The following is a 13,512-nucleotide window of genomic DNA, read 5'->3' on the forward strand; positions in this document are numbered from 1 at the left end:
CACACGTGGCTCGCCTCACCAGGATCGACGCGGAACTCGTCCGGCGCGGGATGGCCCGCTCCCGCGCCCACGCGGCCGAACTCCTCACGGCGGGTCAGGTACTGCTCGATGGGCAAGCCGTGACGAAGCCCGCACGGCAGGTGAACCCGGCCCAGGCGCTGCAGGTACGCGAGGACGCCGCCGATGACTACGTCTCGCGCGGTGCGCACAAGCTCGCGGGTGCCCTGGACGCACTGGGGGACGACGCGCCCACGGTCCGCGGGCGCCGGTGCCTGGACGCTGGCGCCTCCACGGGGGGTTTCACCGACGTACTGCTCCGCCGAGGCGCCAGCGAGGTGATTGCGGTGGACGTCGGCTATGGCCAGCTCGCCTGGCGCCTGCGCACCGACCCACGCGTGACGGTGCTGGAGCGAACCAATGTGCGCACCCTGAGCGCCGATCAGGTTGGTGCGCCGCCCGAGCTTGTCGTCGGCGACCTCTCTTTCATCTCACTGACCCTCGTCCTGCCCGCTCTGGTGGCGACGGCTGCTCCGGACGCCGACCTCTTCCTCATGGTCAAGCCGCAGTTCGAGGTCGGCAAGGACCGGGTCGGGCCCGGCGGCGTGGTCCGCGAACCGGACCTGCGCGCCGGCGCGATCCGCACCGTCGCCACGGCCGCGGCGGCCATGGGGCTGGGGGTGTGGGCGGTCACGCCCTCACCGCTCCCCGGTCCGGCCGGAAACGTCGAGTACTTCCTCGCCATGCGCCGCGATCATCCCCGCGCACTGGATGAGGCGGAGCTCAGCGCCGCCATCGAGCACGCCACCAGCAGGGAGATCACGTCATGACGCGTCGCATCCTCGTGGTCTCCCACTTCTCTCGCCCCGCTGCCGTCCACGCTGCCGAGAGTGTCACTGCCGCACTCACCGAACAGGGCATCGAGGTCATCCACGACGTCGCGACCGAGGACGACGTCGAACTCGTCATGGTCCTCGGCGGTGACGGCACCATTCTTGGTGCGGCTGAGTTCGCCCATGACCGGGGCGTGCCACTGCTCGGGGTGAACCTCGGGCATGTGGGCTTCCTCGCCGAGGCGGAACCGGAGGCGCTCCCCGATGTGGTCCGGCGCGCGGTCGATCGTGACTATCACGTTGAGGAGCGCATGACGCTCGAGGTGAGCGTGGTGGCCCCTGACGGCAGTGTCAATCAGGGATGGGCGTTGAACGAGGCCGCCATGGAGAAGGGCGAACAGGGCCGGATGGTGGAGATCACCATCGGCGTGGACGGCTCGGCACTCTCGAGCTTCGGTTGCGACGGGCTGATCCTTGCCACACCCACCGGCTCCACCGCCTACGCCTTCTCGGGAGGGGGGCCGATCGTGTGGCCCGACGTCGAGGCGATGCTCATGGTTCCGCTCGCGGCGCACGCGCTCTTCGCTCGCCCCATGGTCGTCGGGCCCGCCTCCACGCTCGAGGTCGAACTGCTCGCAGCACCTGCCGCGGACGCCGTGTTGTGGTGCGACGGCCGTCGTCGCTTCGAGGTCCCGGCCGGTTCCCGGCTCATCGTGCGCCGGGGGAGTCAGCCGGTGCGGTTGGCCCGCTTGAACCGAACTCCGTTCTCTGGCCGTCTGGTGGCCAAGTTCGACCTCCCGGTGACCGGCTGGCGCGGGCGGCGCGCATGATCGAACGCCTGCACATCGAGAACCTTGGCGTCATCGCTGCCGCCGATCTCGAGCTGAGCCCGGGGCTGACCGTCATCACCGGAGAGACCGGCGCAGGAAAGACGATGGTCCTTTCCTCCCTTGCCATGCTGCTCGGCGCCGCGGGCGAGCCTGCTCTCATCCGTCGCGGTGCCGAGCGCGCCGTGGTGGAAGGGGAGCTGAGCGTGGCGGCTGAAGGCCCTGCGGCCGCGCGCGCAGCCGAGGCAGGTGCCAGCGTCGAGGACGGCGTCCTCATCATCACCCGGGTGCTGCCCTCGACCGGTCGTGCGCGCGCACACCTGGGAGGCCGCACCGTGCCGCGCGCCGTCCTGCGGGAGATCGGCGCCGAACTGGTCACCGTCCATGGTCAGGCAGATCAGGGTCGCCTGCGGTCCCCGGCGCGGCAGCGCACCGTGGTCGATGAGGCTGGCGGCCCCGAGCACGCCGCCCTGCTCGAGGCCTTCCGTACGGCCTTCCGGGTGGCGCGCCATGCCGAGGAGGAGCTCGCCACCTGGCAGGAGACTGTCGGAGCACGCGAGGCCGAAGCCGCCACCTTGCGCGCCGAACTCGACCGCATTGAGGCGCTGTCTCCTGAACCTGGGGAAGACGACGCATTGCGCGCCGAAGCCATGCGCCGAACGAACGTGGAGGACCTGCGCGAGGCCGCTGCGCAGGCGCACGCCCTGAGTACCGGCGAGGACGAGGCCGCCACGGTCACCGGCCTGCTCGGGCGCGCGCGGCGCAGCCTCGACCAGGCCGCCGTCCATGACCCCGCCCTGGCGGGATGGGCCGAGCGACTCGGCGAGGCCTCCTACCTGGTCTCGGATGTCGCCGCAGAACTCGGCAGCTACCTCGCGGACCTCGACGCCGATCCGGAGCGGCTCGCGCAGGTGCATCAGCGCCGCGCGGCCCTCGCGGACCTCGCACGCAGCCACGGCAGCGTGGATGCCGCCTTGGCCTGGGCCGAGGAGGCGCGCCCCCGGCTGACCGACCTCGAGGCCCCGGAGGACACCGCAGAGCGCCTCCAGGCTGCCGCAGCGCTGGCGCAGCAGCAGCTGCAGTCCGCGGCCGCCGAACTCACGGCATCGCGTGAAGCCATCGCTCAGCGGCTCGAAGCGGCCGTGGATGCCGAGTTGCACGGCCTCGCCATGGGAGGTGCGCACCTCACTGTCCAGCTGACCCCTCGGGAGACGCCCGGCCCGCATGGCGGCGAGGATGTGGAGCTTCTGCTCAGCGCCCACCCCGGCGCGCCGCCGCGCCCCCTCGGCCAGGGCGCTTCCGGCGGTGAGCTCTCCCGGGTCATGCTCGCCCTGGAGGTGGCCCTCGCTCAGAGCACTCGCCTGTCCGGCGGCCCGGCATCATCCAGCCACGCGGGCGCCGGAAGCGAGGAACGCGCCACCTTCGTCTTCGACGAAGTCGATGCGGGCGTGGGCGGGCGCGCCGCTGTGGAGGTCGGTCGCCGACTCGCCCGGCTCGCCGAGACCGTCCAGGTGGTCGTGGTCACTCACCTCGCCCAGGTCGCCGCCTTCGCCGAGCGTCACCTGGTGGTGGCGAAACACTCCGACGACCACGAGACCGTCACGGAGGTGCGGGCGGTCGAGGAGGAGGATCGGGTGCGAGAACTGGCCCGGATGCTCTCCGGGCATGAGGAATCCGACACGGCACTCCGGCATGCCGCTGAGCTGATCGAGCAGGCCCGCGTGCGAGCATGAGCCCGTGCCACCAGACCCCAGTCGCCGCCAGGGACGACGCGCGCGCCGTGAATCCGCCCTCCGCGGCCCGGCTCGCGTCGATGCTCGGACGCGTGACCTCCACGCCACGCTGAAGCCGGGCGACATCGCGGTCATCGACCAGGAAGATCTCGACCGCGAGACCGCTCAGGCTCTGCTTGCCCGGAAGCCAGGAGCGGTGCTGAATGCCTCGCCCACGCTCACCGGCCGCTACCCACATCAGGGAGCGCGCATCCTGGTCGACGCGGGGATCCCCCTCATCGACGATCTCGGCCGCGACATCATGGCTGTCAAGGACGGTCATGAGCTCACGCTGCTGGGCGCAGAGGTGCGCGACTCCAGCGGCGCGCTCGTCGCCGAGGGCACGGTGCAGACTCCGGAGTCTGTTCAGGAATCGCTCACCCGGGCGCAGAGCGGTACCGCGACCCGGCTCGATGCCTTCGCAGCCACGGTGGCCGACTACCTGCATCGCGACCAGGATGTGCTGCTCCGTGTGGAGCCCGTGGCAGATGACCTCCCGTCACTCACCACACGCCTGGCTGGTCGTCCTGTGCTGATCGTCGCCGGCGGCGTGGGTGGCGCCCGAGAGCTGCGGGAACTCCAACGCTATGAGCGTGAGCACCGGCCCGTGGTGATCGGGGTGGACGACGGAGCCGAGGTGCTCCACGCCACACGCAGGCGCCCGGATGTGGCGCTCGGTGACCTGGGCGGCGTCTCCGTCGAAGCACTGAAGCGCGCGGGTGACGTGGTGCTGCTCTCCCAGGGGGAGGACATCCCGGGCCGCGAGCGTGTCAAGGCGCTGGGCCTCGACCACCACGTGCTTCCCGCTCACGGCACCGCGCTGGACGCGGCGATTCTGCTGGCCGCGGACGCCGGCGCGCAGACCATCGTCATCGCTGGAGCCGCTCACACCCTCGATGAGCTCCTCGACGCAGGCTTGGCCGAGACTGCCTCGACCTTCCTCACCCGGCTGCGTGCCGGGGGCGTGGTGGTGCCGGCCTCCGCCGCGGCGCATCTGGTCAAGCCGCGGATCTCCACCGCCGCGATCCTGATGCTGATTGTGGCCGCCCTCCTGGCCCTCGCCGGGGCCGCCCTGGCCACAGGCGCGGCACCACTGCTGACGTCATTGATCGACTGGCCCGACCAGTCCACCGAGTCCGAAGGTTCGACATGATCGACTTCCGTTACCACCTGGTTTCCCTGATCGCCGTCTTCCTCGCACTCACGGTGGGCCTGGTGCTGGGCGCCGGTCCACTGCGTGACGTCGTCGAGCAGACCCTGACCGGTCAGACGGAGGAGCTCCGCGCCGACCGGGAGCAACTCCGCGCCGAGCTCGCCGACGCCGAGGAGCTCCTGGCCGAGCGCGACACCTTCCTCACCGAGGCTTCCGGGGCGCTGCTCCCCGGCACCCTCAGCAACCAGCGGGTGGCGCTGGTCCTGCTCCCTGAGGCGCTGCCGGGTGATGTCGAGAGCATTCGCGAGCACCTGGAACTCGCCGGCGCATCGGTCACCGCGGAAGTGAGCCTCACGGAGTCCTGGTCGGACCCACAGGTCCACTCCTTCCGGCAGTCCCTGGCCGGGCAGCTCGCCGGGTACATCGATCCGGAGCCCGCGGACGATGCCGGCTCCAGTCTCGTCCTGGGCAGCGCGCTGGCCGCGGCCCTGACCGACCCGGACGGCGCGGAGGAACTCAGCGAGGACGCCGAGGTCCTCCTCGAGCTCCTCGAAGGCGCCGGCACACCACTGATTGACGTGGGTGAGGCTCCTGAGGCACCGGCGGAAGCCGTGGTGCTCATTGGCTCGAGTGACCCCACGCCGGGTGAGGACGAGACCGCTGCGGATGTGCTGCGCGCCTACGTTCTTCTCGCTCAGGGTGCGGCTGAGGTGACCGATGTGGTGTTCGCCGGTCTCGGTAGCGGAGAGCACGATCCAGTCACCGCGGTCCGTGACGAGCTCGGCGGCGCGCTGAGCACTGTCGATTCGCTCGGTGTGATGACAGCAAGCGTGACGGTCCCGCTGGCCGTGGCCGCGGAAGCCCAGGGCGAGGGTGGTCACTACGGCGTGAGGGACGACGCAGAGCGCCCGCTGCCCGAGTTTCTCGTTGATGGCCTGCCGGAGGCTGACGAGTGATAGCCTCAAAATCCGTGGTCACATCTTCGACCCGGCTGCCCGGGAACCAGGCATCAGTACCCCGCCAGATCTTCGTGACTGGTGGAGTGGCATCTTCGCTCGGCAAGGGCCTCAGCGCCTCGAGCCTGGGTCGTCTTCTCCGTTCTCGGGGCTTGCGGGTGGTGATGCAGAAGCTCGACCCGTACATCAATGTCGATCCGGGAACGATGAACCCGTTCCAGCACGGCGAGGTCTTCGTCACCGAGGACGGCGCGGAGACCGACCTCGACATCGGCCACTATGAGCGCTTCCTGGACGCCGAGCTCTCCGGCAAGGCCAACGCCACCACCGGGCAGGTCTACTCCACGGTGATCGCCAAGGAACGCCGCGGCGAGTATCTCGGTGACACCGTCCAGGTCATCCCGCACATCACCGACGAGATCAAGGCCCGTATGCGGGCCCAGGCCGAACCGGCCGACGGCGAGGAAGCGCCCGACGTCATCATCACCGAGATCGGCGGCACGGTCGGTGACATCGAGTCCCAGCCCTTCCTCGAGGCCGCCCGGCAGGTCCGTCAAGACATCGGTCGGGACAACGTCTTCTTCCTGCATGTCTCGCTGGTGCCCTACCTCGGCGCAGCCGGCGAGCTGAAGACCAAGCCGACGCAGCATTCCGTGGCCGCGCTGCGCTCCATCGGCATCCAGCCCGATGCGGTGGTGTGCCGTTCGGACCGTGAACTCCCCGAAGGTGTCAAGCACAAGATCGCCGCGATGTGCGACGTCGACCGGGAGGCCGTGGTCACCGCTGCGGACGCTTCCTCCATCTACGAGATCCCTGCGGTACTCCACCGGGAAGGGCTCGATGCCTACGTGGTGCGGCGCTTGGGGATGAGTTTCCGCGATGTCGACTGGACCGAGTGGGACGCCCTGCTGCAGCGCGTCCGCCACCCCAAGGCCGAGGTCGAGATCGCGCTGGTGGGCAAGTATGTGGATCTTCCGGATGCCTACCTCTCGGTCACCGAGGCGCTGCGCGCCGGCGGCTTCCACCACCGGGTGAAGGTGCACATCCGCTGGGTTGCCTCGGATGACTGCGAGACCCCCGAGGGCGCCCGCAAGGCCCTGGCCGATATCGACGGTGTCCTGGTGCCCGGTGGCTTCGGCGTGCGCGGCATCGACGGCAAGCTCGGGGCACTGCGTCACGCCCGCGAGAACCAGATCCCGACCCTGGGCATCTGCCTCGGCCTGCAGGCGATGGTGATCGAGGCCGCCCGGACCCTGCTGGGCCTGGAGCAGGCCAGCTCCTCGGAGTTCCATCCTGAGACGCCCGACCCGGTGGTGGCGACCATGGCCGAGCAGCTTGCCATCGTCGGCGGTGGTGGCGATCTGGGCGGCACGATGCGCCTGGGCCGCTACGACGCGGTGCTCGAGGAGGGCTCCTTGATCTCCGAGATCTACGGCGGAGCCACCCGGGTCAGCGAGCGTCACCGCCACCGCTATGAGGTGAACAACGCCTACCGTGACGCGCTGCACGGGGCTGGACTGCGGATCTCGGGTCGCTCTCCGGACTCCTCGTTGGTGGAGTACGTGGAGTTCGATCGTGAGCAGCACCCGTACTACGTGGGCACCCAGGCACACCCGGAGTTCAAGTCACGGCCGACCCGCGCACATCCGCTCTTCGCCGGCCTGGTGGGCGCCGCCTTGGACCGTCAGCGTTCCACGCGTCTGCTCGATCTCGACGACTAGGCCTGTGGTGAGCGTGAGGGGGGATGGCACCGCGGGCACCAGGTGCCGGGCCCAGGTGACGGACGCCAAGCTCGAACGTGAGGTGCTCACCTCCGAGCGCCTCTACCAGAGCGCGATCTTCGATCTGGTGCGCGAGGAGGTCCGCCTGGACGACGATGTCGTGATCCGCCGCGACTTCGTCGATCATCCCGGGGCGGTCGCGATCGTCGCGTTGCGCGAGCCATCGGGCGCGCCGGAGGTGCTGCTGATCCGGCAGTATCGCCATCCGGTCCGCGCCGCGCTGTGGGAGGTGCCGGCCGGGCTTCTTGACGTGGCGGGGGAGGCCCCACTGGCCGCTGCCCAGCGCGAACTCGCCGAAGAGGCTGATCTCACCGCGTCGCGCTGGGATGTGCTCACCGATTACTTCACCTCACCGGGAGCCTCGAACGAGTCACTGCGGATCTACCTCGCCCGCGAGGTGGCCGAGGTACCCGAGCCGGAGCGGCACACGCGAGTTGAGGAGGAGGCAGAAATGATCTCCTGCTGGGTTCCGCTCGATGAGGCGGTGGCGGCCGTACACGCCGGTCGCATCCACAATCCGTCTGCCGTCATCGGGATCCTGGCCGCGGCCTCGGCGCGGAGCAAGAAGTGGGCAGGACTGCGCTCGGTCGAGGCCACCTGGCTGCAGTGACCTCTCCGGCCGAAGGTGCCGGTCGCTGACTGCCGCGTGGTGCCGATACTGCCGCGTGCGCGCGCGGCATCGGCTGACTCAGGCGGCAGTCAGCCCCAGAGGAGGGGCCCAGAGCAAGGGCTCAGGGGAAGGGCACAGAGCAAGGGCTCAGAGGAGGGGCCCAGGGGAGGCACCGGGGTGTCAGCGCACGTGGTCGAAGAGCTCGCTGGAGATATAGCGCTCCCCGGTGTCGCAGACGATGGCGACGATGGTCTTCCCGGCATAGCGTTCGTCGGTGGCGAGCTGTAGGCCGGCGTGGAGCGAGGCACCTGAGGAGATCCCCACGATCAGTCCCTCGGCGCGGAAGGCGTGGCGGGCCATGGCGATCGCCTCGTCTTGAGGGACCGTGAGCATCCCGTCGATCACGTCCAGGTCCGTCACAGGCGGCACGCCGTTTCCTCCGGTGATGCCCTGGATCTTGTGCGGGTGCCACTCCTGTCCGCTGAGCACCGCGGCCTCGGCCGGCTCCACGCCGTACACCTCGAAGCCTGGCTTCTTGCCCTTCAGGAAGCGCCCCGTGCCGGAGATGGTGCCGCCCGTACCGGTGGTGCCGACCAGGACGTCAGCGAGGCCCTCGGTGTCCTGCCAGATCTCGGGGCCGGTGGTGCGTTCGTGCACTGCGGGGTTCGCGGCGTTACCGCCTTGGCCGGAGAGGAAGAGGGAGGGGTCCTCTTCCACGAGCCGGTTGGCCAGTTGGTTCGCGCCGGCCATGCCCTCGGCGCCGGGGGTGAACCGCACCTCGGCTCCCAGGGCACGCATGAGCGAGTACCGCTCGGTGGAGACGTCGTCCGGCATCACGATCATGACCCGGTAGCCCAGGATGGCCCCGATCCATGCGAAGGCCACGCCCGTGTTCCCGCTGGTGGCCTCGAGGATCGTGCCGCCGGGCTTCAGCCGGCCGTCCTTCTCCGCCGCCCGCACAATGGCCAGCGCGGTGCGGTCCTTGACCGAGGACGCCGGATTGTAGAACTCGAGCTTGGCCAGCAAGCGGCCATGCAGGGGCCGGTCGGTGAGTCGCTTGATCTCGAGCAGGGGCGTGTTCCCCACGAGCTCGGTGAGGTCCGAGTAGATGCGTGCCATGTCAGTGAGACTACGGCCGCGGCCAGGCTTGCGTCAGTGACGGTGCTGAATCGCCACATCGTGGGCGTCGCGCCGCTCCCGCACGGTCGTCTCACCGGTGGTGCCAACGTGCTCGGGGCGGTAGTACAGCGCCGCGCACAACCAGGTGGTGGCCGCGACAATCAGGCCAGAACCGAGCATGTGCAGGCCGACCAACAGCTCGGGCAGCCCGGTCGCATGCTGGACGTAGCCCACAGCACCGTTGAAGACGGTGGCGGCCAGTACCCACCACCAGGCACGCCGCGCACCGCTCAGGCGCGGATCCGGGCGCTGGCGACCGAAGAGCACTGCGGCGACGAGGACCACCACCGCGAGGAAGACCCAGACGCTGACCGCATGCAGCCGAGCGGCCAGCACGGGGTCGATGTCGTAGATGTGCCCGGCCTCGGCGTCGCCGGAGTGCGGGCCCGCCCCGGTGACCACGGTGCCCAGCACCACCACGGCGGTGATGAGTGCGGCCAGGGCCCAGGGCAGGAACCGCCTCGCGCTGCTCAGCAGTGCCTGCGGCCTCGTGTCGGGCGAGGCGAGCCGGTACATGAGATACATCGAGAAGGCGACCAGCACCAAGGAGATCAGCATGTGCACGCCCACGATGGTGGAGTGCAAATCCGTCCAGACTGAGATGCCACCGATCACAGCCTGGACAGCGATGCCGGCGAGCACGAGCCAGGGCAGGCGCTTGAGCCGCAGGGGGCGTGACCTCATCGGCGGCCGTCGATAGAAGGCCCAGATCAGCGCGACCGTGATCACCAGGAGCACGGGGGACATGAGCCGGTTCCCGAACTCCACGTAGGGGTGGATCGAGCTCATCTCGCGCGGTATCAACGATCCAGGCTCGCACAGCGGCCACTCCGGGCAGCCCAGTCCGGAGCCGGTGAGGCGCACTGCGCCGCCGGTGACGATGATGGCGATCTGAGCCACGAGATTGGCGAGCGCCAGCCGCCAGGTGAGCCGATCCGTCTTCTGCACCCCCACAGACTACGTCCTACGCCCCGTCGTAGGTGAGTCTGCGGTTTCCCTCTCCGCCTTCTGGCCACTACGTTTATCGAGCGCCCAGCCCACCCTCTCTCGAGGAGCTTCATGACCACTCCCGCGCCGTCGGCTCTTCGCGGTGTCGACGCTGTCCTCTTTGATCTCGATGGGGTGCTGACGCCCACGGCCGAGGTGCACATGCGTGCCTGGTCGCGGTTGTTCACGCCCTACCTCGATGCCCGTGGCGTCGATCCGTACACCGACGAGGACTACTTCGCCCACATTGACGGCCGGCCCCGGTACGAGGGTGTTCGCACGCTGCTGAGCTCGCGGGGGATCACCCTGGATGAAGGCGAGCCCTCCGACAGCGCGGAGGCCGAGACGATCTGCGGTCTGGGGAATCGCAAGAACGCCGAGTTCTCCGCGGTCCTCGAGGCTGAGGGTGTCACGCCCTATCCGGGATCGGTGCGCTTGGTGGACTCCCTCATCGCACGAGGAGTGGCCGTGGCCGTGGTCTCGTCCTCGAAGAACGCACCCGCCGTGCTCCGTGCCGCTGGCATCGACGACCGCTTCGAGGTCGTCATCGATGGCGCCGTGGCCGCTGAGCTGGGCCTGCCCGGCAAGCCCGAGCCCGACACCTTCTCCTATGCGGCCAAGCAGCTCGGCGTCCCGGACGAGAAGTCCGTGGTCATTGAGGATGCTGTCTCCGGCGTTCGGGCCGGCGCTGCCGGCAGCTTTGCCTCCACCGTGGGCGTGGACCGTGGCGTGGGCGCACAGACGCTACTGGACGCCGGTGCCGATCTCGTGGTGACCGATCTGGCCGAACTGCTGGACGAGGAGGCCCAGGCATGAGCTTGCCGACGCGCCACTCCGGGCGGGACGAGTCCGGCCTGCCCACCTTCCTGGACCGAGAGCGCTTCCCCGTTGATGAGTGGGTTCTCCGCGAGAGGCAGTTCTCCAGCGAGGACCAGGGCACGACCGAGACGCTCTTCGCGGTGGGTAACGGGTACCTCGGCATGCGGGGCAATGTCGAAGAGGGCCGCGAGTCGCACGCGCACGGCACCTTCATCAATGGCTTCCACGAGACCTGGCCGATCCAGCACGCCGAGGAGGCCTACGGCTTCGCGCGGGTGGGTCAGACGATCGTGAACGTGCCGGACGCCAAGATCATCCGGCTCTATGTCGATGATGAGCCGCTCCTGCTCCCGGTGGCCGATCTGCTGCACTACGAGCGCAGCATCGACTACCGAGATGGAGTGCTGCGGCGCGAGATCGACTGGCGTACTCCCTCGGGCAAGCGCGTACGGATCTCCACCCGCCGCATGGTCTCCATCCCGGAGCGTCACCTGGCGATCATGACCTATGAGGTCACCATGCTGGACGCCGACGCCCCGGTGACGATCTCCAGCCAGATCCTCAACCGCCAGGACGGCGGCGACGAGTACGACGTCAAGGACGAGGCCCTGGGTGCCGGTTTCGATCCGCGCCGGGCGAAAGCCTTCGAGGACCGGGTCCTGGTGCCACGCCGCCAGGACGCCGACGGCGGCCGGTACCTGCTGGGCTACCAGTGCCGGAACTCCGGCATGACGCTGGCCGTGGCCGCGGATCACCAGATGGAGACTGAGAACGAGGTGCACGTTACCGGGCACATCGAGCCGGATCTCGCCAAGCACGTGTACCGCATCCGGGCGCGCCAGGGTGTGCCGATCAAGCTCACCAAGGTGGTCAGCTATCACACCTCGCGCGGGGTGCCCACCCGTGAACTGCAGGACCGGTGCTACGGCACGCTGAACCGGGTGGTGACCGATGGAGTCGACGGGTACTTCGACGCCCAACGCGACTGGCTGACCTCTTTCTGGGAGCGCAGCGACGTCGTCGTCCACGGGCAGAGCGCCACCCAGCAGGCCGTGCGCTGGAACCTGTTCCAGATCGCGCAGGCAGCGGCGCGCGCCGAGGGCAGCGGCATTCCCGCCAAGGGAGTGAGCGGCTCCGGATACAGCGGGCACTACTTCTGGGACGCCGAGGTCTACGTGCTGCCCTTCCTCACGTACACCATGCCGAGGGCCGCGCGCAATGCCCTGCGCTTCCGGTATCAGATGCTCGAGGCAGCGATCCGCCGTGCGGGGGAGCTCAACCAGACCGGTGCGCTCTTCCCCTGGCGCACGATCAACGGTGAGGAAGCCTCGGCCTACTACGCCGCCGGAACCGCGCAGTACCACATCGACGCCGATATCGCGTATGCGCTGCGGCAGTACGTCACGGCCACGGGGGACGAGGACTTCCTCGCCCGTGAGGGCATCGACGTGCTCGTCCAGACGGCGAGGCTGTGGGCCGATCTGGGCTTCTGGCGTGGGCGCCCGGGCCAAGGCACCTTCCACATCCACGGGGTGACCGGTCCGGATGAGTACACCACCGTGGTCAACGACAACCTCTATACCAACGTCATGGCGCGCTTTAACTTGCGCGCCGGGGCCGAATCGGTGCGAGCTCTCGCCGAGAAGGACCCGGGGGCGCACCGCGCCCTGGTCAAGCGCCTGAACTTGTCCACTGCGGAGGTCGACGGCTGGGCCCTGGCGGCCGAAGGCATGCACATCCCCTTCGACGAGCGGGTCGGCATCCACCCGCAGGACGCCATGTTCCTCGAGAAGGAGATGTGGGACCTGGAGAACACGCCGGCGGAGCGCCGGCCCCTGCTGCTCTACTACCACCCGCTGGTGATCTACCGCTTCCAGGTGCTCAAGCAGGCCGACGTGGTCCTCGCGCTCTTCCTCCAGGGCCACGAGTTCACCCCGGAGGAGAAGCGCGCCGACTTCGACTACTACGATCCGCTGACCACCGGTGACTCCACGCTCTCCGGAGTAGTGCAGTCGATCATGGCCGCCGAGGTGGGCTACCAGGAGCTGGCGCTGGAGCACTTCGGCCATTCGCTGTACGTGGACCTGGCCGACCTGCACGCCAACGCTGCGGACGGCGTGCATGTGGCCTCCACCGGTGGCATCTGGTCTGCTCTCGTCTTCGGTTTCGGCGGCGTGCGTGACTCCAGCGGTCATCTGACGATTGACCCCCGGTTGCCGGAGCTCTGGGAGGGCCTGACCTACCGGCTGACGATCGATGGCGCTCGGCTGCGGGTGGACCTGCGCCAGGAGGAGATCACCCTCAGCATCGAACACGAGGACGCGCCGGACTCGGCGATCACGCTCGAGGTGCGTGGCGAGGAAGTGACCGTCACGGCTGCCGAGCCGGTGACCGTACCCCTGGGCGACCAGGGCCCGCGACTCATCGGTGCTCCCGGCGTGCGCGACCTCGAAGGACTGCGCCGTGAGGACGGCACGATGGTCCGCGCGACGGTGCCCGAGGCGCGCTCGGATGAGCATGTGGACGAGGCACGCAGTGACGAGTTCTACGACTGAACAGCACGACTGAGCAGCATCACGACGGGCGGCACCGCATTGG

At 69.2% G+C, this 13,512-nt stretch carries 11 protein-coding genes; 9 read left to right on the top strand and 2 right to left on the bottom strand.

Annotated elements, in window-relative coordinates:
• Positions 1-5: 5 nt before the first annotated feature.
• The 7 genes from EDD31_RS13105 to EDD31_RS13135 are packed head-to-tail and all read left to right on the top strand — an operon-like array spanning position 6 to position 7,929.
• Positions 6-827 carry a TlyA family RNA methyltransferase gene (locus tag EDD31_RS13105; RefSeq protein ID WP_123304542.1) on the top strand — a complete coding sequence of 274 codons (822 nt, stop codon included), beginning with the start codon at positions 6-8 and terminating at the stop codon, positions 825-827.
• The gene (locus tag EDD31_RS13110) at positions 824-1,660 is read left to right on the top strand and encodes an NAD kinase (protein WP_123304543.1); all 837 of its coding nucleotides are present in this window, start codon (positions 824-826) and stop codon (positions 1,658-1,660) included. The genes EDD31_RS13105 and EDD31_RS13110 overlap by 4 nt, the downstream gene beginning before the upstream one ends.
• A complete protein-coding gene (gene recN / locus EDD31_RS13115) occupies positions 1,657-3,390 on the top strand; it encodes a DNA repair protein RecN (protein WP_123304544.1) in 1,734 nt (577 codons plus the stop codon). The genes EDD31_RS13110 and recN overlap by 4 nt, the downstream gene beginning before the upstream one ends.
• Before the next feature lie 4 nt (positions 3,391-3,394).
• The gene (steA, locus tag EDD31_RS13120; RefSeq protein ID WP_123304545.1) at positions 3,395-4,582 is read left to right on the top strand and encodes a putative cytokinetic ring protein SteA; all 1,188 of its coding nucleotides are present in this window, start codon (positions 3,395-3,397) and stop codon (positions 4,580-4,582) included.
• On the top strand, positions 4,579-5,538 hold the full coding sequence (locus tag EDD31_RS13125) for a copper transporter (RefSeq protein WP_123304546.1): 960 nt from the start codon (positions 4,579-4,581) through the stop codon (positions 5,536-5,538). The genes steA and EDD31_RS13125 overlap by 4 nt, the downstream gene beginning before the upstream one ends.
• Entirely contained in the window at positions 5,535-7,259 is a 1,725-nt protein-coding gene (locus tag EDD31_RS13130; RefSeq protein ID WP_123304547.1) for a CTP synthase, read from the top strand. The genes EDD31_RS13125 and EDD31_RS13130 overlap by 4 nt, the downstream gene beginning before the upstream one ends.
• Before the next feature lie 55 nt (positions 7,260-7,314).
• Positions 7,315-7,929 carry an NUDIX domain-containing protein gene (locus EDD31_RS13135; RefSeq protein ID WP_245991208.1) on the top strand — a complete coding sequence of 205 codons (615 nt, stop codon included), beginning with the start codon at positions 7,315-7,317 and terminating at the stop codon, positions 7,927-7,929.
• 180 nt (positions 7,930-8,109) lie between these two features.
• Here EDD31_RS13135 and EDD31_RS13140 read toward each other — a convergent pair whose 3' ends face one another.
• Positions 8,110-9,048, bottom strand: a complete 939-nt coding sequence (locus tag EDD31_RS13140; protein WP_123304548.1) for a PLP-dependent cysteine synthase family protein — start codon at positions 9,046-9,048, stop codon at positions 8,110-8,112.
• A 33-nt stretch (positions 9,049-9,081) separates the two neighbouring features.
• A complete protein-coding gene (locus EDD31_RS13145; RefSeq protein WP_170163303.1) occupies positions 9,082-10,056 on the bottom strand; it encodes a COX15/CtaA family protein in 975 nt (324 codons plus the stop codon).
• Positions 10,057-10,167: 111 nt separating this feature from the next.
• Here EDD31_RS13145 and EDD31_RS13150 point away from each other — a divergent pair, with 111 nt between their 5' ends.
• Entirely contained in the window at positions 10,168-10,911 is a 744-nt protein-coding gene (locus EDD31_RS13150; RefSeq protein ID WP_123304550.1) for an HAD family hydrolase, read from the top strand.
• Positions 10,908-13,469, top strand: coding sequence for a glycoside hydrolase family 65 protein (locus tag EDD31_RS13155; RefSeq protein WP_123304551.1), 2,562 nt, complete (start codon positions 10,908-10,910; stop codon positions 13,467-13,469). The genes EDD31_RS13150 and EDD31_RS13155 overlap by 4 nt, the downstream gene beginning before the upstream one ends.
• Positions 13,470-13,512 lie beyond the last annotated feature (43 nt).

It is taken from the genome of Bogoriella caseilytica (assembly GCF_003752405.1).
Lineage (GTDB): Bacteria > Actinomycetota > Actinomycetes > Actinomycetales > Actinomycetaceae > Allobogoriella > Allobogoriella caseilytica.

What these genes read in the sequence shown, in the direction of transcription:
- EDD31_RS13155 (WP_123304551.1), top strand. Translation starts at nt 10,908, where the DNA reads ATGAGCTTGCCGACGCGCCACTCCGGGCGGGACGAGTCCGGCCTGCCC.
- recN (WP_123304544.1), top strand. Translation starts at nt 1,657, where the DNA reads ATGATCGAACGCCTGCACATCGAGAACCTTGGCGTCATCGCTGCCGCC.
- EDD31_RS13140 (WP_123304548.1), bottom strand. Translation starts at nt 9,048, where the DNA reads ATGGCACGCATCTACTCGGACCTCACCGAGCTCGTGGGGAACACGCCC.
- EDD31_RS13150 (WP_123304550.1), top strand. Translation starts at nt 10,168, where the DNA reads ATGACCACTCCCGCGCCGTCGGCTCTTCGCGGTGTCGACGCTGTCCTC.
- EDD31_RS13125 (WP_123304546.1), top strand. Translation starts at nt 4,579, where the DNA reads ATGATCGACTTCCGTTACCACCTGGTTTCCCTGATCGCCGTCTTCCTC.
- EDD31_RS13110 (WP_123304543.1), top strand. Translation starts at nt 824, where the DNA reads ATGACGCGTCGCATCCTCGTGGTCTCCCACTTCTCTCGCCCCGCTGCC.